We start from the raw sequence: 20,497 nt of genomic DNA, 5'->3' as shown, positions 1-20,497 counted from the left end.
ATTATTCTGTCTCCACAATCATTGCGGCACCAAGACCACCCGCAGCACATGCAGTAAGAAGGCCTGTACCACCGCCACGGCGATTTAGTTCGTTAAGCATTTGCGTAATCATGCGTGTACCGGTTGCAGCAAACGGGTGACCATAAGCAATTGAACTACCCATTACGTTGAATTTGTCCATATCAATTTCGCCCGTCGCTTTGTCGCGGCCAAGTTTCTCTTTAGCGAACTTGTCACTTGCGAACATCTTAACGTTTGCCAAGGTTTGCGCTGCGAACGCTTCGTGCATTTCAATTAGCGTTAAGTCGTTTAGGGTCATGCCTGCGCGATCTAGCGCAATAGGTGTCGCGTACGACGGCCCCATTAGCATGTCTTCCCACACGTCGATTGCCGAGAACGCGTAGCTCTTAATGTAACCAAGCGGCGTATAACCTAGCTCTTTCGCTCGGCTTTCTGTCATCATAAGCACTGCAGAAGCACCGTCAGTAAGCGGTGTAGCGTTTGCCGCAGTTACCGAGCCGTACTTTTTATCGAATACTGGGCGAAGTTTCGCGTAGCCTTCAAGCTTAGAATCGAAACGTACGTTGTTATCGCGCTCAAGCGCACCTTTATACGGTTCAGCATAAGCGGTCATCACTTCGCTAGACAGCTTGCCTGCTTCCCAGCTTTCAGCAGCTAGACTGTGCGAGCGATGTGCAAGTTTGTCTTGTTCTTCACGAGAAATTTGATGCGTTTTCGCCATTTGCTCTGCTGTCTGTCCCATCGACAAACCGGTTGAGTACTCTGCTACCGCAGGAGGAACAGGCGCTAAGTCTTTTAGGCTCAAACGCTTAAAGATGTTTAGCTTTTGACCAAGAGTCTTGGTTTTCTGTAAATCTACCAGCGCACGTGCAAGATTCTTAGATACACCGATAGGCGATACTGATGTTGAATCTGCACCACCTGCAATCCCCACCTGAACCGTACCGGCCATCATGCTTTCAGCGATGTTAACCGTAGATTGAAAACTCGTCGCACATGCGCGAGATACGCTGTAAGCGTCGGTATGAATATTCATGCCTGTACCAAGCACGATTTCGCGCGCAATGTTTGGCGCTTCAGGCATTTGCACTACTTGACCGTAGACAACTTGGTCAACCCACTCTTTTTGAACACCATGGCGAACGAGAAGTTCGTTTACGACCATTTTACCTAGATCAACAGCCGGAACACCGTGGAAATATGTAGCCATCTTCGCAAACGGAGTACGCAACCCCGCGACAATGGCGATGCGATCACCCTCTCGGGTAGTAACTGATTGTTTTGTTGCCATAATGCACCTAAATTTATGACCAGCTTCACCTTTTGCTCATTGCTAACGAAGTGGTCTGACCTGTAATAAACCCGATTTTTACAAACAATGAACAAAATAGCAAATAATGCAGGGGTAAGCGCAATATAAATGAAACTAAAGTTTGCACCGTTCGTGGAGTTTGCCTGCTGAAATTTTTTCAAATTAAAGAAAGCACGTTTTGCCTCACACCACATATCGCATTTTTATTACTGTTTGACGACTTGAAGAAAGATAGAATGAACCTTATATGGAAATGAAAGTCTGTTTTGTGTCATTGTGACGGGCTAAAGCTATCTAATTAATATGTAATTTACTTTTTAGCTAAGCGATCACTTTATAAGAGATTTATAAATCTATCGTTCAAATGACACTTCCTGATAACGAGAACTCAAACGGAAATTTTGCATTATGGCAGCAGCGCAATTTCAACAGTTACACGCTTATTTAGACCAACAGATTATCGGTCAGCATGCGTTAACCAAAAGCCTTCTAATCGCTCTTTTGGCCGACGGCCACCTTCTGGTAGAAGGTCCTCCAGGGCTTGCAAAAACACGCGCAATCAATGCACTTGCTAATGGTATTGACGGCGACTTTCATCGCGTACAATTTACCCCAGACCTTTTGCCTGCCGACTTAACCGGTACAGACATATACCGTCCCGAAACCGGTGAGTTTGTTTTTCAAAAAGGGCCGCTTTTTCATAACTTAGTGCTAGCCGACGAAATCAACCGCGCACCAGCAAAAGTGCAATCGGCTTTGCTTGAGGCCATGGCGGAACGTCAAATTACGGTAGGCAGTAAAACCTACCCTCTTCCTCCGCTATTTTTAGTAATGGCAACGCAAAACCCGCTAGAACAGGAAGGAACTTATCCACTACCTGAAGCACAGCTAGACCGATTCTTAATGCACGTGGACATCGATTATCCTGGCGCCGAGACAGAATTAGAGATATTGCGTTTAACCCGAGGTGAAGCCCTCTCAGAACCGCCTGTTACGCCACCAACGCTAACTCAAGACGATATTTTTACGTCGCGTAAAGAAGCGTTGTCTTTGTATATGGCGCCTGAGTTAGAACAGTATTTAGTTCAATTGATTATGGCCACACGTCAGCCTGCAAATTTTGACGCGGAATTAGGCCAGTGGATAGCGATGGGAACAAGCCCTCGAGCAACCATCAGTCTAGATCGCTGTGCACGCGCTCACGCATGGCTTAGCGGCAGAGACTTTGTTGGTCCTGATGATATTCAAGCTGTGGTTCACAACGTGCTTCGCCACCGTATTATTCTGTCATATCAAGCCGAGGCTGAAGGCGTAACGATTAACGACGTACTTGATAAGATTGTTGCAACTGTCGCAGTCCCTTAAGCTATGGTGAATGTACAAGCGCAGCTAAACAAGCTGCAAAGTAATGGCGTCTCGTTGTCTACAGCAGAATTATTACGCTACCAGCAGTTAGCTAAGCTGTTTAGTTTGGCGCCTAAACGTATGCCACAAGCTAAACTTGCTGGAAGTTATCTCACCAAGCACAAAGGCCGAGGCATGGAGTTTGATGAGGCCCGGCATTATCAGCCCGGTGATGATATTCGCGCTATTGATTGGCGCGTTACTGCGCGCACGGGTAAAACTCACACTAAAGTGTATCGGGAAGAGCGAGAGCGCCCGGTTTTTCTATTCTGTGACTACCTACCTTCAATGGCATTTGGCACGCAGCTGCTTACTAAAGCGGTGCAAGCCGCGCATGTATCTTCATTAATAAGCTGGTCTGCTGCCGCTCGCGGCGATAAGGTAGGCGCGCTAGTATTTAATCAGCAACAGCACAAAGAAATTAAACCACTAACTCGCAAAAAAGCCGTGTTGCACGTGTGTCATGAACTTATGGCATTGCACGAACAGAGCGCGCAATCTGAGCCGAACAAAGACAAAGACGAACAAGCTTTTGCCGATGCGTGTGCTAGGGCAAGACGACTAGCAAGGCCAGGGAGTCTAGTTTATCTCGTGTCAGACTTTCAGCATTTAAGTACCCAAGCTATTCAACACTTGAGTCACTTAACACGACACTGTGAAGTAAGAGCTATCGTAATTAACGATCCAATAGAACACGCCTTGCCACAAACCAGTTCATTACAAACCGTCAGCGTTTCTGATGGCCGAAACCAACAACGCTGGGTGTTAGGCGACAATACCGAGCAACAGCAATATCAAAAATGGCGCAGTGAACACAACAGCGCGATTTATAGCACCTTGCGCAAAAACAATATCGCTCGATTCAGTGTTTCAGCGGGTCTTCCCCTAGACGAACAGCTTCAAAGTATGCAACAAGAACAAAGGTTGGAGCTTAATTAATGCAGAGTAGTATTCTTTCAACCCATTTTTTATCAAACTTTCTATCTAGTTACACAAAATCAGCTGCTCAATCGATGCCGCCGGCAAATCAAATACCAGTGCCCCCTCAGCAGCAAGATCCACTTGCTCAGCTGCGCGATATACACGTACCTACAGAGGTCAACATTTGGCCATTAGATTGGGGTTGGTGGGTCGCTATCGCAGTGTTTTTACTTGCCCTATTTTGCCTATATAAAACTATCACTGCTCACATACGTCACAACAAGGCGCGCAAGCAAGCTTTAGCCTTACTTGAATCGATTTCAGCACAACAAAGCAATTGGCCCGTGGCGTTAAACTCAATTCTAAAACGCACGGCTATGAGCTATTACCCAACTCAGCAAGTAGCCGGGTTATACGGTAAACAGTGGCAAGCGTTCTTAACCTCTGCCTTGAAAAGTAGTGATAGCAAACTTGAAAGTGATTTAGGTTTGTTAGTAAGCAATGTTTATCAAGCCACCCCCACCCCTAGTGATTTTGAAACCTGCAAGGGGGCAGTAAAAAACTGGCTTTCAAAAGCCAAACTGCCAAAAAACAAGGGGGCTTACGGCGATGTGAATGATGGCGGTCTATACGATGGCAGCCCTCATGATAAACAAGCCAAGGAGCCGCATCATGCTTAATTTTGCTTGGTGGTGGGTCTTTTTTGTACTCCCCTTGCCTATTATCGTACGCCTGCTTTCTAAAAAAGCACAAGACATGCCTATGGCTGCATTGCGGGTTCCTAATTTGCGACCTGGCGATGTGTCAGAGCAAACCCAGTTGAAACAAACCAAAATACCGCTGTTGGTAAGTAGCTTGATATGGCTGCTGCTAGTGACGGCTGCCGCACGCCCTCAATGGTTAGGAGAGCCTGTCAGCATACCGAATGAAGGTCGAGAAATGATGTTAGCGGTGGATTTATCTGGCAGTATGAAGATAGATGACATGCAGCTAAATGGCCGACAAGTTAACCGTTTAACCATGACTAAGTCGGTGGTTTATGACTTTATTCAGCGTCGCGTTGGCGACAGAATTGGCCTTATCTTATTTGCCGATACCGCGTACGTTCAAGCGCCGCTTACCTATGACAGAGATACCGTTTCTACACTTCTGAGTGAAGCTGTCATTGGGTTGGTTGGCGAACAGACGGCTATTGGCGATGCGATAGGTTTAGCGGTGAAGCGCTTTGACGAACGGGAAGAGTCTAATAACGTATTAATTCTTCTTACCGATGGGCAAAATACTGCAGGGAATATTACACCCGAACAGGCGAAAGAGTTGGCAATTAGTAAGGGTGTGAAGGTTTACACTATTGGTGTGGGCGCAGATAAAATGCTGATCCAGAGCTTTTTCGGCAGCCGACAAATAAACCCGTCGCAAGAACTTGATGAAGGCATGTTAACCGACATTGCGACTAGCACTGGCGGCCAATATTTTAGGGCTCGGAATGCCCAGGAACTTCAGGCTATTTATCAACAACTTGACGCGCTTGAGCCTATTGAAGGTGAAACGCGCAAGATGCGTCCATTGAGCGCACTGTTTTACTATCCCCTTGGTGCTGCGATATTACTGTCAGCACTATGGGCATTCTTGACGGTTCTTTTATCAACATTTCGTTGGTTCGCACAAAGACGAATTAACTCGTCCCAGCAACACCCGAATCCAGCTGATTCTATACAATCAGCTCAAACAAATAGGGAGACGAAGTAATGGAATTCGACTTCTTAAACCAATTTCATTTTTTACGCCCCGAATGGTTTATCGCGCTCGCACCCTTGATACTGCTTGTGTTTTTAATTAGAAAAACCACGGCTAAGCAATCTGGCTGGCAATCTGTGATCCCTTCTCACCTATATCAATACATGGTGATTGGAAAAAACGAAATGGGCGCAAAACCTCCAATGTGGATGCTTGCTTTTGTGTGGATTATAAGTGTGATAGCACTCGCTGGCCCAACATGGGAACGCCTGCCGCAGCCGGTTTACCAGTTGAAAATGGGACACGTTATAGTCATAGATATGTCGCTTTCAATGCGCGCTACCGATATGACGCCAGACAGGCTAACTCGCGCTAAATATAAAGCGATAGACTTAGTCAACGCTATTGGTGAAGGTGAAATGGGCTTGGTTGCTTACGCTGGCGATGCGTTTGTCATTAGCCCCTTAACCGAAGACGCAGGAAATATCACAACCCTGATCCCAAGCCTGTCACCGGAAATTATGCCCGTGCCGGGCAGCGACCCTCTCCTAGGTATAGAGAGTGCGTCAGAGCTTCTCACGAATGCCGGATATAACTCAGGCATGATCTACTGGATTACTGACGGTATAGAGTTAGAACAACAAAAAGAGCTTCAAGAGTATGTGGCTTCTATTCCTTTTACAGTAAATGCACTTACCGTTGGGACATCTGAAGGCGCGCCTATTCGCCAGCAAAGCGGCGAGCTCTTAAAAGACTTCACCGGCAGCATCGTTATTCCCAAGTTAAATGAAGGCGCAGTGAAAGGTGTGGTTAAAACGAGCGGCGGACGCTTTGAATCCTTTACATCAAACGACGCCGACATTGATGCCCTCGCCTCGGTATCTCTACTAGATAAAAGCGACAGCGAAGAGAACGAAGAAGAGAGTAATTTACAAGGAGACCAGTGGAAAGAAGTTGGCCCTTACTTGCTGCTTATACTTCTTCCATTTGCTGCCTTTGCATTCAAACGCGGGTTAGTTTTCATTGTGTTGGTGGGTTTACTTAGCCCCTCTATGATTAAAAACGCCCATGCTTTGCAACGTGCCCAACCCTCAGAAATTGCTGGCACGTCACAAGGCATAGGCGCAACAGAAGATACTCTAGAGATGGCAAATAAACCTGATTCACTCTCATGGTGGCAAACGCCATTTATGAATGACAACCAAGAAGCATTAAACAGCTATCAAAGAGGCAAGTACAAAGACGCCGTCAATCAGTTTAATGACGACACTTGGAAAGCAACATCACTTTATAAATCAGGTGACTACGAAGGTGCATTAAATGCCTTCAAAAGCATTCCTGGTGCCGAGAGTCTTTACAATCAAGGCAATGCTCTGGCAAAACTCGGTAAACTCGAAGACGCTATTAAGAAATATGAGCAGGCGTTGAGCGAAGCCCCCGATTTCGACGATGCAAGGACCAACAAAAAGATTGTCGAGGATTTGCTGAAGCAGCAGCAACAGCAAAATCAGGAGCAAAACCAGAACGAAAATGGCGATGATGGCGAACAGAGTGACTCGCAGGATAATGGCCAAGATAGCTCTGATAACTCTGATAGCCCTAATAGCAAACAGCAATCAGGGGACCAGAACAATCAGGAAGGTTCAAACGAGCAGAATGGTCGGCAAGACGATAATGAGGGTCAACAGTCTGACCAAAGCCAAGCTAACGATGAACAGCAAAGTGACGGAGATAACTCACAACAGCCTGATGATTCCGAGATGAACAGTCAGAACGAATCATCAGACTCTCAGCAGCAAAATGCAGAACAGGAAGAGTCTGATCAAGGTGACAGCGCGCAAGCACAAAAAAACGAACAACAAGCAGAGCAGGAAGCACAGGCAATGCAAGGTCAAGAGACCGAGCTTACCGACGCAGAAAAAGAAGAGCTGCAGCGAATGGAGAGTTTAATGCGCCGCGTGCCAGACGACCCTGCATTCCTACTAAAACGAAAAATGCAATTAGAAGCACAAAAACGTCAGCGTCAACGTATGCCTTCAAACCGGAGTGATTGGTAGATGAGAGCCTTATTACAATCTACACGTATAGTTTTTTTATTAACCCTACTCTTAAGTACGGCGGCTTATGCCGATGTAAATTCGCTGGAAGCCACCATTGATAGAAACCCTGTCATGTTGGATGAAGCCATTCGCTTAACGGTTACCGCAGACGGCAGCGCGGACAGAGATGCATTCGACAGCTCTCCCCTGCTTAAAGACTTTGTGGTCGGAAGAACATCAGTAAGTAGCCAAACCTCAATTGTCAATTTCGACACCAAGCGTACCACCGTTTGGACCACTACGTTATTTCCTCGTAAGGAAGGCACGTTCACCATTCCTTCACTAACCATTGAAGGTAAATCAACCAAGCCTATTCAAGTTAAAGTAATACCAGTTCAAGAACAAAGTAATGTCGCACGAGACTATTTTGTTACCACTGACATCGACGTGAAAGAGGCCTATTTAAATCAACAGCTGCTTTACACGGTTAAGCTGTTTCTTTCTAGCAATATTGAGCGCGGTAGCCTACAAGCGCCTGAAATGCAAAATGCGGAAATCACCCAGCTAGGAGAAGATAAACAGTATACAGATATCGTAAACGGTAGAAGGTATCAGATTATAGAGCGTCAATTTGCCGTTGTGCCTCAAGCATCCGGTGAATTCACGCTAAGAGGCCCTATTTTCACTGGCGAAGTTATGGCTGCCAATACTAACCAACGTTTTGGCTTCTTCAACCGCACCCAGCAAATCAATCGGGTTGGGCCCGACATTACGGTGAACATTAAGCCCATTCCTCAGGGGATAGATTACCCTTGGTTGCCTTCTGAAATGGTGCGAGTGGATGAAGAATGGCCACAAGGTGATAGTTTTGTAGCAGGTGAACCAGTCACTCGTATTGTTACGCTAACCGCATTGGGCGTAGTAGAAGAGCAGCTTCCTGATATTCCTGAGTTTTATCCGCCAAACTTTAAGCTGTATCCTGATCAATCTAATACTACGACAGTCGAAAAAGACCAGAGCTTAATTTCACAGCGCCAAACGTCGCTGGCGATCATTCCAACGCAGCCTGGTAACTTTGTCTTACCTGAAATTACTATCCCTTGGTTTAATACGCTTACTCAGCAAACTGAGTATGCCACTATTCCCGCTCGTTCAATTACGGTAGCGCCAGCGAGCGGCGCAAATAATGCCAATACTCCGAATAGCTTAGACACTCCATCAATGAGTAGTGCAAGCAATGAAGATATTCAAAACGATATACCATCAACTGCAACACAGCCTAACGCTAGTGCTAGCAATGAGGGTAAACCATTAGACAGCGCTTCAGGTGAAGTCAATTCTGACGAAAATACCCAGCTTAATTGGATGGTAACTGGTGTATTACTTTTGCTGTTCATCATTGCGCTTACAGGATGGTTAGTTACCTACAGAAAGCTTAAACAGGCTCAGTTTATGGGACCTGGGATCACTAACAAAACCAGTTCTGCACAGCGCCTCCACTCTTATGCTCAGTGGGATGAAAAAGCACAGTTTCAAAACCTAATGTCAGTAATAAAGGCAAAGGACACACGTTTACTTACGCCTGCTCTTAAGCAGTGGATAAACGCGTTAACTTCGGGTAAAGCGCAACTTTCGCAGTTTGAAAGAATCAACGCTAGTGTTAACGAGCTCTATGCACTGCGCTTTTCAGCCAGTAAAGCTGACGCTAACACCCAATCTAAACAGGTCATGAAAGCTTTAGATAAACTTTCACATGAAGCTAAGCTTGCCCGCAGCGAATGGAAGCAAAAAAGTGAAGGGAACAATAACACGCTATCTGCCTTATATCCTGCTTCATAAAACGCATTTCATTTGCCAATACACTAGAATTTGCGTAATGAAAGCCCTTGCAACTAGCTAAATCACAGTGACAAGGGCTTCGTAACAGAAATGATTGCGTTCGAGAAACAGTCGAGCCTTTGAGCCTTGTTGTCCTCTTTAAGGCTTATTAACCTTAGAAGCTTTAGCTTATAAAAATAATCAATTAAACGCGACGGGGAATATAATGAAGAAAACACTAGTAAAGCTAACGCCAATTGCGTTGGCCATTACCACGCTTACGGCTTGCTCTCCTGCAAGTGAAACCGCTAAAACAGCGCCAGAACCTATTAAAACAGAACAGCCAGCCGGGCAGTCTGAATCAGAGCGCCTTAATGCGTTCTTCGAACGTACTTTTGAAGAAGATCTTAAGCGTTCGCCATTATTTCAAAGTTACTTGGGTAAAAAATGGGACTATGACAAATGGGATGACATCAGTGACGAAGAAGCTGATGCTCGCATTGCCATCGCCAAAAACCGACTAGAAAAGCTTAATAGTTTTGACACCAGTCAGTTAAGTGAACAGGAACAGCTAAGCTTGCGCCTGTACAAACTAGGTATTGAGCGCGATTTAGCTAACGACGAATTTCGACATCATCGTTACATTGTACATCAGTTCCGCGCCGCACATACACAAGTGCCTAGCTTCCTTATCAACATTCACAGCGTAAAGAGTAAAGAGGACGCTAAGGCATACATTGGACGACTAGACAATGTACGTACGTACTTTGATCAAGTTATCGAACAAATGAAAGTTCGCGAAAAAGCCGGCGTATTCCCGCCAGCATGGGCTTACGATCAAATGATTGATGCGTCAAAAAACGTGATCACCGGCGCACCATTTGATTCTAGCGAAATACCCTCAACTATCTGGGAAGATTTTCAAAATAAAGTAAATAGCCTGGATGTTACAGAGGCGGAAAAAACGACGTTATTAGGTGAAGCGAAAGCCGCTTTGGTAACTTCAGTCATGCCGTCATACGAGAAGTTTATCGAAGAACTCGCTCATCAAAGGGAAATCACGCCTGAAGGCGATGGTGTGTGGCGCTTACCCAATGGTGATCAATGGTATCAGAATCGTCTAAACTGGTTTACCACTACAGACCTAACCGCTGAAGAAGTCCATCAAATTGGCTTAGACAATGTAGAGCGCATACACGATGCAATGCGCGACATTATGAAACAAGTGAAATTTGAAGGCACCCTTCAAGAGTTTTTCGTTTTCATGCGCGAAGACGAGCAATTCTATCTACCTTCAACAGATGAAGGTAGACAGCAATACCTTGATATGGCGAAAACAGCCATAGACGACATGCGAGAAGCTATCCCTGAATACTTCGGTATTCTTCCAGAGGCGCCCATGATTGTTAAACGGGTTGAAGCATTCCGCGAACAGTCTGCGGGCAAGGCGTTTTATCAAAGCCCGGCGCAAGATGGCAGCCGCCCAGGTATTTATTACGCAAACCTTTATGACATGAAAGCAATGCCTACTTATCAGTTAGAGGCGCTGGCGTATCACGAAGGCATCCCAGGTCACCACATGCAGCGCGCTATTGCACAAGAGCTAGAAGGTGTACCTCAATTCCAGAAATTCTTGAGCTTTACCGCATACACAGAAGGTTGGGGCCTATATACCGAAGAACTTGCAAAAGATATGGGCTTTTATAAAGACCCTTATTCTGATTTCGGTCGTCTAGCCATGGAACTTTGGCGCGCTTGCAGACTTGTGGTTGATACGGGTATTCATGCGAAAAAATGGACGCGTGAAGAAGCCGTAGATTACCTTGTTGAAAATACGCCAAACCCTAAATACGACGCGCAAAAAGCCATTGAGCGCTACATTGCTATGCCAGGTCAGGCTACGGCCTATATGATTGGTAAACTGAAAATTATGGAACTTAGAGAGCATGCCCAAGCTGAACTTGGTGACAAGTTTGATTGGAAAGGCTTCCATGACGAGGTGTTGAAGTACGGTCCAGTCCCACTTTCTATTTTAGAAGAAAACATTAATGCTTGGATTACTTCCCAAAAACGTGCCTAGCTTTTCGAACTAGGTGCTCTGATCACTGGAAATAAAATGAAAACGCGCCTTTCGGCTAACGAAATGGCGCGTTTTTTATGCCATAGTGAGAAAAAATTAAGTTTTTGGATTTTTTTATGTTTGGGCGAAATAAATCTGATAATGCTCAGGTCTTATCGGGTATGAAAGCAAAACACCAAAGATATGAAGCATTAGTAAAGGCATTTCACGCCGACATCTACCGCTATGCATTTTGGCTTATTAAAGACCAGAGCATTGCTGAAGATGTTGTTCAGGAAACCTTTTTACGTGCTTGGCGCTCATTAGACGCCCTAAATGATGAAAAAGCAGCAAAGTCATGGTTAATTACCATTCTTCGCCGCGAAAACGCCCGTCGGTTTGAACGCAAACAGTTCGACACAGTAGATATTGATGATTGCCATATTCAAGATGACACACAGCATGCTGATGGGGACTTGAAAGATAGAGAGCTTCAGCGACTATTAGGTGGATTGAGTGTGGAGTATCGTGAACCCTTAATACTCCAATTGATTTTCGGTTTTAGTGGCGAAGAGATCGCCAACCAGTTAGGGCTTAACAAAAACACGGTAATGACTCGCCTTTTCAGAGCGAGGAATCAGCTAAAAGAGGCATTAGAGAAGCAAAATGAACAGAGAGGTCGTGTAAATGGATGAGTTAGAATTTAGGCGTCGTATCTACGCCGATCCAGAAACGACTGACAGTGATGTTGTAGAAGCGGCAAAAGCGGATGAAAGTAAACGCAGTTTCTGGAATGAACAAAAGCAGTTAGATAAGCAATTAAAGCAAGCATTGAAAGTCGATGTACCAGAGGATCTCGCAAGCAAGCTAATATGGCAGCAGTCTGCAGACGAATTCACCCGTTATAAACGCAGAAGTCGCTGGTATTTAGCCATGGCTGCATCGGTTGCTTTCACTGTAGGTATCGGACTTACCATGTGGTATCACCAACCGCTTAGTATTGGCGGACAAGCACTTGCCCATATGCAGTACGCAGAAATGGAACACGCTCATTCGTTGCTTCCTGTTGATTTGAACATGGTTAACGCAAAGCTAGCAAGCTTTGGTGGCAGCTTTAGCGAAATGCTCGACGGTGTAGAGGTCGCAAACTATTGCCATTTGAGCACAGTTAGAAGCCTTCACCTGATCGTGAATACGCCGCAAGGCAAGATGTCGGTATTCGTAGTACCTGAACGTGGAGATGTCTCCGTACCAAGCGAGTTTGCCGATGGTCAGTACCACGGAGAGAGTATTAAAATGAAACACGCCAATGTAATGATTGTTGGCGATAAAGACGCTGATTTAAGCGAAATGAAAAAGGCGGTGTCAGAAAGGATTCAATTCTCTGCTTAACATACGTTAATTAACTGTATAGCGTTCCAAAAAAGTGCGTATCTTTAGCACTTCCCTTCGTCGGCCCCTCCCTGGGCCGATTTTTTTCGCCCAAAATTAAGATGAAACCCTGTTCAATAAAACTTATACTCCGACTTAAAGGTTAAAACGTCCGTTTTAATTTCAGTAAATCACTTCATTCACTTACCCGCAGTAAAGAGGTCTCTATCACTATGAGCGCTTGGTTTCGTTTTACAAGTCTGATGATTTGCACACTTTTTATCGCGTGTATCAGTCCCTCTACTAACGCCTTACAAGATAAATATCCGACCAACATTCGGCAAAAAAAGCTAAATTCATATAGCCACCTTGCCGCCGTAACAATTTATCATTGGAACAGAAGCTCGGAAATAGATAACAAGCAGATTTCAACTATGATTGAGAATCTGAACATACAAGATGATATTAGTAGTGAAGGGATAATTTTTAGACACATATTGGCTACAGCCACGGCAAACGAAACTCTCGAACCACGAGTACCAATTTTTGTAAAATCCCCCCTTTTGGATTCTCACTGGGAAGAGTTAAAGGCGCTCAACCCTGAGTTATTCTCAGCTGCGAAAGCGTATTACATATATGCTAGAGCCGTTAATGACTTTGATGGTTCTCCACTGCGCATAAATTCAACTGTTCCAGCACTAAGAAGATTGAAGTTAGAAGCGCTAGATACAGGAAACCGAGTCGCTACAGCTATAGCTAGTATTTGGCTTTCAATGGAACTCACTCTAGCAAGCCCAATACAGGCAATTAATGAAATTGAATATTCATTGCTCTATTTACCAACGCGTTCATCAACGCTTTCATTGGAGAACGCGCTTGACCGGGCGACTGCTCATCAATGGCTTAGAGCAGCATACATAGAGTTATCTGTGCCTAGCAGAGCGTATTTTCATGCTATGAGTATCATTGAGGAAAGTAACAAAAACGATCAAGCCTTAACGCTAGCTTACTTCGCTGCTATAGACGCGCTGATGTTTCAGTCCGAATACTCAAGAGCATTAGAGCTTGCGAACAAAGCGCTGATTACCGCTCAAAACCGCAATTCAGAACATGAAAAATTCATAATTCTATTTCAAAAGCTTAAGGTCTTGCTTCAAGGCTTTCGAGGAGCGCAAGAGAGTGAAATAAATTCGACATTAGATCAATTGAATTCAATAGATATTGACGTAATTGAATCTAAATCCAAAGAGCTCTCCTACCTATTTCAATCCTATGAAGCAGCCTTGCAAAATAGACAGAGTGTTTTAGAAACCGCCATTAGCAATTATAAGCGATCGTTAAACGACTCTTTACAATCGTCCGAATTCAAATTAGAGCGAATGATACGGGGAGAACTTGAACTTTCCAGACTTTACGATTTTATTGGTGACTACGAAAAAGCATATGAGCATTCGAAAACCTACAATAGGCTTCTTGTTGAAAAAAACACTGAGCAATTCAAGCTATCAAATTCTTCGTTTACCGACGGTATTGCGAAAGATATCGAGTTAGCGCGATATCGACAAAAAGAACTCACTGTGCTCAGAAGTGAAAAAGATGGCCTTTCTACCGACAAAGAAGCAATGAAAACCACCATTTTTGCGTTGATTATCACAATTCTCATCATTCTTGCACTTTGGCTATGGATTTCAAAACGACAGAGCGACTTGCTAGCTGAGCGTGACTCACTTACCGGTGCTCTCACGCGACGAGCCATGCTAAACAGTTTGAAAAAAGCACTGAAAGGCAATAAAGCGTCCTGTATTGCTCTACTTGATGTCGACAACTTTAAAAAGATTAATGACAAATACGGCCACGTTGTCGGTGATGAAGTGTTGACTACCTTTACGCAGATTATCAAAAACCGAATTCGTAAGTCAGACAAGCTCTGCCGATATGGCGGCGAAGAGTTTTTGATTTACTTTTCCGACTCCGATCAAAAGTCTGCTAAGCGAATTCTGGACGAGCTGAATTTCGCGCTTTCTCGCCAGAAACACTGGAGCAATACAAAAGAAATGTTTTCCGTGAGTTTTTCTTCGGGTCTGTTAGACGTCAACGGAGAAACCAACCTAGACACCATTATCAAGATGTGCGATGAGCTTCTCTACAGAGCCAAAAGAGAAGGTCGAGCGCGCGTTGCATCTTTTCCAATTTAACCTTTCGCCAAACTTTATTTACGAATTACCGTATAGAAAACATGCAAGGTCGCTGACTGACATAGAGACTCTATGTCATAGGTGTTAGCATGAAAGAAAAAACATAGGGAATTTATATGGCTACTGGCACGATAATCTCGTTGGGTTTGTATTTTGTTGTAATGTTAGGGATAGGCCTTTTCGCTTATCGGCAGACAGACACCAACGTAGAAGGCTATATGCTTGGCGGCCGCCAACTAGGCCCCGCGGTAACCGCGCTTTCAGCAGGTGCATCGGATATGAGCGGATGGATGCTCATGGGCTTACCTGGTGCAATGTATGTATCAGGCTTATCTGCTGGCTGGATTGCCGTTGGTTTGACACTCGGTGCTCTGGCAAATTATATGTTAGTTGCTCCACGCCTTCGCGTTTACACTGAAGTAGCCAACAACTCCATTACCCTCCCCGACTATTTTGAAAATCGCTTCGCTGACAACACGCGTTTATTGCGCGTTATAGCCTCTGTGGTTATCGTTGTCTTCTTTACGCTTTACACCTCTTCTGGTGTGGTAGCTGGCGGAAAGCTCTTTGAGACATCATTTGGATTAACTTATGAGACCGGCTTATACGTTACCGCGGGTGTCGTCGTAGCTTATACCCTCGTAGGCGGTTTCATGGCAGTAAGCATGACCGACTTCGTTCAGGGGTGCATCATGTTTGTATCTCTCATTATGGTACCTGCCGTTGTTATTAGCGAGTTGGGTGGAATCGGCGCGTCAATTGACGCCTTAGATACCATTAATCCGGCGCTTTTCGATGCATTTATGGATGCGTCTACCAATGAAGCACTAAGCGTAATAGGCATTGTTTCACTGATGTCATGGGGCCTAGGTTATTTTGGTCAGCCTCATATCATTGTGCGTTTTATGGCGATACGTTCTGTTAAAGATATACCAACTGCGCGCAATATCGGTATGAGTTGGATGATTGTGTCGATTATTGGTGCGTTAATGACGGGGCTTTTTGGCCTTGCCTATGTAACAGGTAACGAAAACGAAATCGATCCAGAAACCGTCTTCATCTACTTATCTCAAATTCTATTCCACCCGCTCATCGGTGGCTTCCTGCTCGCTGCGATTTTAGCGGCGATCATGAGTACTATTTCTTCTCAGCTGTTGGTAACCTCAAGTTCACTAACCAGTGACTTTTATCAAGCCTTCCTAAGACGTGATGCGTCAGATGGCGAGCTCGTTATTGCTGGTCGAGTCAGCGTAGTAGTTGTCGCGCTCGTAGCAATCTATCTAGCTTATGATAGAGACAGCACCATTTTAACGCTTGTAAGTAATGCTTGGGCTGGCTTTGGTGCAGCCTTCGGACCGCTTGTACTATTTAGCCTGTTTAAGCGTGAAATGACTCGCCGTGCTGCATTAGGTGGTATGATCGTTGGTGCAGTGACGGTGTTACTGTGGATTTATCTTCCTATTGAAATCGGCGGCCAAAAGCTTGGTGACTGGATGTACGAAATTGTCCCTGGGTTTATTTTATCTAGCTTAACCATCATGATTTTAAGTAAATCTGGCTCGCCAAGAGAAGGTGTGGTTGATACGTTCGACGCTTTCCAGACCAAATTGACTGAAAGGTAAGCGAACGATACGAAATAAGTCATTCGCAACGAAAGTGAATAACAAGCCCTGTTTATGTTACTAAACAGGGCTTTTTTCTTTTTATAGGCCTTGAAAAAAGTGGCTTATGCTTCAATTGCATGACAGTTTTATTTATTGGAATAAGATAGCTATTTTAAATAGCAAAATCGCATACTACTTTTGAAATTAAATATGTTATCGTTCTATGCAGAAAAATAACCCATATATAACTTTTTTGTATATAACATAAAATTCGGACTTCAAAATGACTGCTAGTATCCCGTCTGTAACGCATTTGAAACAACTCGAAGCCGAGAGTATCCAGATTTTCCGTGAGGTTGCTGCTGAGTTTGAAAACCCAGTTATGCTTTACTCTGTAGGAAAAGACTCTTCTGTACTGCTTCACCTTGCCCGTAAAGCGTTCGCGCCCGGCAAAATTCCTTTCCCATTATTACACGTAGATACCACGTGGAAGTTTGGTGAAATGATTAAGTTCCGTGACGAACAAGCTAAGAAACACGGTTTTGATTTGCTTGTTCACATCAATGAAGAAGGTGTTGAAGCTGGCGTTGGCCCATTTAGCCACGGTTCAGCAAAACATACTGACATCATGAAAACCCAAGCACTTAAGCAAGCACTGAACAAATATAAGTTCGATGCTGCATTTGGTGGCGCTCGACGCGACGAGGAAAAATCACGTGCCAAAGAACGTGTTTACTCATTCCGCGACAGCAACCACCGCTGGGACCCAAAAAACCAGCGTCCAGAGCTTTGGAATATTTATAACTCTCAGGTTAATAAAGGCGAAAGCATTCGTGTATTCCCAATGTCTAACTGGACTGAGCTAGATATCTGGCAATACATCTACCTAGAAAACATCGATATTCCGCAACTTTACCTTTCTAAGCCTCGCCCTGTCGTTGAGCGCGACGGCGTTCTTATTATGGTTGACGACGACCGTATGCCGCTAGAAGAAGGTGAAGTACCAGAGATGCGCTCTGTGCGTTTCCGTACTCTTGGCTGTTACCCACTTACCGGTGCGGTAGAATCAGAAGCAGCTACCCTACCTGAAGTTATCCAAGAAATGCTGCTTACCAAGACGTCTGAACGTCAGGGCCGAGTTATCGACCATGACAGCGCAGGCTCTATGGAGAAGAAGAAAATGGAAGGGTACTTCTAATGGCCACCGACAACGTTGTTTGGCATAAACACGAAGTAAACAAGACCACCCGCTCTGAAAAGCTTGGTCAAACGCCTCGTGTATTCTGGCTAACGGGTTTAAGCGGCTCTGGTAAATCGACATTAGCCAACCTGCTTGAGAAAAAGCTTCACGAGCAGAACAAGCACACCTATCTGCTTGACGGCGACAACGTGCGCCACGGTCTGTGTGGCGATTTAGGTTTCAGCGATAAAGATCGCGTTGAAAACATTCGCCGCATTAGCGAAGTCGCTAAACTTTTTGTCGATGCCGGTACCATTGTGCTTACCGCTTTTATCTCGCCTTTCAAAGCCGACCGCGATTATTGCCGCAGCTTAATGGAAGACGGAGAGTTTGTAGAAGTGTTTATCGATACACCTCTTGAAGTGTGTGAAAAACGCGACCCGAAAGGGCTATACAAGAAAGCGCGTAGCGGTGAAATTAAGGACTTCACAGGTATTGATTCAGCCTATGAAGCACCTGAAGCGCCAGAAGTACACTTAACCTATCAGGATGAACCAGCAGAGCAAACCGCTGAGCGATTGTATGCTTTGCTTCAAGAAAAGGGATTGGTGTAATGACACAGCCTTTAAATAGTCTTGCACAGAAAGTGCTAGCTATCGCCAAAGAAGCCGGCGATAAGATAATGGCCATTTACGAGAAAGACTTCGCCATTTATGAAAAGCAGGATACCAGCCCGCTAACAGAAGCTGACCTTGCCGCACATAACGTAATCGTTAACGCCCTTGAAGCTGAATCTGACCTGCCGATTCTTTCTGAAGAGTCAGCAGATATTTCATGGGAAGAGCGCAAAACGTGGTCGTCATACTGGCTGGTAGACCCGCTAGACGGCACTAAAGAGTTTATTAAGAAAAACGGTGAGTTTACGGTAAATATTGCACTTATCGAAAACGGTAAACCGACCATGGGTGTGGTTTACGCGCCAGCACTAAACAAAAGCTATGTAGGTATTGTTGGTGAAGGTGCGTGGACTGAAGTAAATGGCGAATTTTCCGCTATTTCTGCGCGCAAGCACGATGGTGCCGAAGTGTGGAAAGTGGTAGGTAGTCGTTCTCACCAAAGCCCAGAAATTCAGAATTTATTGGCACAGCTTAAAGGTGAAACCGAGCTTGTGGCGATGGGCAGCTCACTGAAGCTTTGCTTGGTGGCTGAGGGCGAAGCACATCTTTACCCTCGATTAGGCCCAACATCTGAATGGGATACAGGTGCAGCGCACGCAGTCGCACTCGCAGCAGGCGCAAACGTCACCGTACTAGACCCTGAAAACCCATTAGATGACAACGCTGACGCTCTTACGTACAACCAAAAAGAGTCTGTGTTAAACCCCTTTTTCCTTGTGAGCGCATAACATGAACAATGAAAACGAATTACTAAGACAGGACATTCTGTCTTACCTAGAACAACACGAAAAGAAAGACATGCTACGTTTCCTTACCTGCGGTAGCGTAGACGACGGTAAAAGTACCCTAATTGGTCGCTTGCTTCACGATTCTAAAATGATTTATGAAGACCAACTTGCAGCTATCACTAAAGACAGTAAAAAAGTGGGCACTACCGGCGAGAAAGTTGACCTTGCCCTTCTTGTAGACGGTCTTCAGTCTGAGCGTGAGCAAGGGATTACTATCGACGTAGCATACCGCTACTTCTCTACTGACAAGCGTAAGTTTATTATCGCAGATACTCCGGGGCACGAGCAGTACACCCGTAACATGGTAACCGGTGCGTCAACGTGCGACCTTGCTATTATTCTTGTTGATGCTCGCGGCGGCGTTAAGGTACAAACGAAACGTCACTCGTTCCTGGTTTCTCTTCTAGGTATAAAACACGTTATTGTTGCTATCAACAAAATGGACTTGATGGACTATTCAGAAGAAGTGTACAAGCAAATTCAGGAAGACTACCTGAAGTTTGCTGAGCAGCTTGATATTCCTGACATTCAGTTCGTACCTATTTCAGCACTTGAAGGCGACAACGTAGTAGGCAAGAGCGAAAAGACACCATGGTTTGACGGCACGCCACTTATGGAAATGTTGGAAAACATTGAAATTGGTGAAGACGATAACTTAGAAGATTTTCGCTTCCCTGTACAATACGTTAACCGCCCTAACTTAGATTTCCGGGGCTTTGCGGGTACCGTGGTATCTGGCCAAGTTGCACCTGGTGATGAAGTAACGGCACTTCCTTCTGGTAAGAAATCAAAGGTGAAGCAAGTCGTTACGTTTGAAGGCGACCAAGAGCGCGCTTATGTACCTCAAGCAGTAACGTTAACGCTAGAAGATGAAATTGACATCTCTCGTGGCGATATGATTGTAAAATCAGACAACTTGCCACTGCTTAACACGCAATTTAAAACTCACCTTGTGTGGATGTCTGAAGAGCCGCTAATGCCAAACAAGCAATACTTGTTTAAGTTCGCGACTAAATCAACGCCAGGGGTAGTTGCTCATATCGATAATCAAATTGATGTGAACACGCTGGAAGAAACGGATGCCATGCACTTAAATCTTAACGAGATTGGTGTAGTAGACGTTAAGTTTACTCAACCTGTTGCCTGCGACCCGTATAAGCGCAACCGCCCTACCGGTTCATTCATCGTCATAGATCGCTTGACCAACGGAACCGTTGGTGCAGGTATGATCATTGACGAAATTGCGGGTGACGCACAGCATACATCACCAAACTTCTCTGAGTTCGAGCTTGAATTCAATGCACTAGTACGCAAGCACTTCCCGCATTGGAACTCTGTGGATATCAGTAAACTTTAAGCAGGACTGGAGCA

The 20,497-nt window shown here is 44.9% G+C and carries 16 protein-coding genes; 15 read left to right on the top strand and 1 reads right to left on the bottom strand.

Annotated features, from left to right (window positions below):
* Nucleotide 1: 1 nt before the first annotated feature.
* Nucleotides 2-1,312: an acetyl-CoA C-acyltransferase FadI gene (gene fadI / locus AWH61_RS03425; protein ID WP_014948809.1), complete on the bottom strand. Its 1,311-nt coding sequence runs from the start codon at nt 1,310-1,312 to the stop codon at nt 2-4.
* Between the two features lie 429 nt (nt 1,313-1,741).
* Here fadI and AWH61_RS03420 point away from each other — a divergent pair, with 429 nt between their 5' ends.
* The 15 genes from AWH61_RS03420 to cysN all read left to right on the top strand — a co-directional run bounded on the left by AWH61_RS03420 (nt 1,742) and on the right by cysN (nt 20,483).
* The gene (locus AWH61_RS03420; RefSeq protein WP_014948808.1) at nt 1,742-2,698 is read left to right on the top strand and encodes an AAA family ATPase; all 957 of its coding nucleotides are present in this window, start codon (nt 1,742-1,744) and stop codon (nt 2,696-2,698) included.
* Between the two features lie 3 nt (nt 2,699-2,701).
* A complete protein-coding gene (locus AWH61_RS03415) occupies nt 2,702-3,676 on the top strand; it encodes a DUF58 domain-containing protein (protein WP_075176218.1) in 975 nt (324 codons plus the stop codon).
* Entirely contained in the window at nt 3,676-4,338 is a 663-nt protein-coding gene (locus AWH61_RS03410) for a DUF4381 domain-containing protein (protein ID WP_075176217.1), read from the top strand. The genes AWH61_RS03415 and AWH61_RS03410 overlap by 1 nt, the downstream gene beginning before the upstream one ends.
* A complete protein-coding gene (locus tag AWH61_RS03405) occupies nt 4,331-5,407 on the top strand; it encodes a vWA domain-containing protein (RefSeq protein ID WP_075176216.1) in 1,077 nt (358 codons plus the stop codon). The genes AWH61_RS03410 and AWH61_RS03405 overlap by 8 nt, the downstream gene beginning before the upstream one ends.
* A complete protein-coding gene (locus tag AWH61_RS03400; protein WP_075176215.1) occupies nt 5,407-7,452 on the top strand; it encodes a vWA domain-containing protein in 2,046 nt (681 codons plus the stop codon). The genes AWH61_RS03405 and AWH61_RS03400 overlap by 1 nt, the downstream gene beginning before the upstream one ends.
* Complete coding sequence (locus AWH61_RS03395; RefSeq protein WP_075176214.1) at nt 7,453-9,273, top strand: BatD family protein; 1,821 nt, start codon at nt 7,453-7,455, stop codon at nt 9,271-9,273.
* Between the two features lie 205 nt (nt 9,274-9,478).
* The gene (locus tag AWH61_RS03390; protein WP_075176213.1) at nt 9,479-11,332 is read left to right on the top strand and encodes a DUF885 domain-containing protein; all 1,854 of its coding nucleotides are present in this window, start codon (nt 9,479-9,481) and stop codon (nt 11,330-11,332) included.
* A gap of 116 nt (nt 11,333-11,448) precedes the next feature.
* Nucleotides 11,449-12,006 (top strand): sigma-70 family RNA polymerase sigma factor, encoded by a 558-nt coding sequence (locus AWH61_RS03385; RefSeq protein WP_039233340.1) that lies wholly within the window; start codon nt 11,449-11,451, stop codon nt 12,004-12,006.
* Entirely contained in the window at nt 11,999-12,703 is a 705-nt protein-coding gene (locus AWH61_RS03380; RefSeq protein WP_075176212.1) for a DUF3379 family protein, read from the top strand. Before AWH61_RS03385 ends, AWH61_RS03380 begins: the two co-directional genes overlap by 8 nt.
* A 413-nt stretch (nt 12,704-13,116) precedes the next feature.
* Entirely contained in the window at nt 13,117-14,877 is a 1,761-nt protein-coding gene (locus AWH61_RS03375; RefSeq protein ID WP_249922593.1) for a GGDEF domain-containing protein, read from the top strand.
* A 116-nt stretch (nt 14,878-14,993) separates the two neighbouring features.
* Nucleotides 14,994-16,499, top strand: coding sequence for a sodium/proline symporter PutP (gene putP / locus AWH61_RS03370; RefSeq protein ID WP_075176210.1), 1,506 nt, complete (start codon nt 14,994-14,996; stop codon nt 16,497-16,499).
* 265 nt (nt 16,500-16,764) lie between these two features.
* Nucleotides 16,765-17,679 (top strand): sulfate adenylyltransferase subunit CysD, encoded by a 915-nt coding sequence (gene cysD / locus AWH61_RS03365; RefSeq protein WP_014948797.1) that lies wholly within the window; start codon nt 16,765-16,767, stop codon nt 17,677-17,679.
* Nucleotides 17,679-18,275 carry an adenylyl-sulfate kinase gene (cysC, locus tag AWH61_RS03360; RefSeq protein WP_014948796.1) on the top strand — a complete coding sequence of 199 codons (597 nt, stop codon included), beginning with the start codon at nt 17,679-17,681 and terminating at the stop codon, nt 18,273-18,275. The genes cysD and cysC overlap by 1 nt, the downstream gene beginning before the upstream one ends.
* Complete coding sequence (gene cysQ, locus AWH61_RS03355; protein ID WP_075176209.1) at nt 18,275-19,066, top strand: 3'(2'),5'-bisphosphate nucleotidase CysQ; 792 nt, start codon at nt 18,275-18,277, stop codon at nt 19,064-19,066. Before cysC ends, cysQ begins: the two co-directional genes overlap by 1 nt.
* A gap of 1 nt (nt 19,067) precedes the next feature.
* Nucleotides 19,068-20,483, top strand: a complete 1,416-nt coding sequence (gene cysN, locus AWH61_RS03350) for a sulfate adenylyltransferase subunit CysN (RefSeq protein ID WP_014948795.1) — start codon at nt 19,068-19,070, stop codon at nt 20,481-20,483.
* Nucleotides 20,484-20,497 lie beyond the last annotated feature (14 nt).

It is taken from the genome of Alteromonas sp. W12, from assembly GCF_001924945.1.
GTDB lineage: Bacteria > Pseudomonadota > Gammaproteobacteria > Enterobacterales > Alteromonadaceae > Alteromonas > Alteromonas macleodii.
The sequence above is the reverse complement of the archived record's forward strand: the minus strand, read 5'-3'. Positions and strand labels throughout refer to the sequence as shown.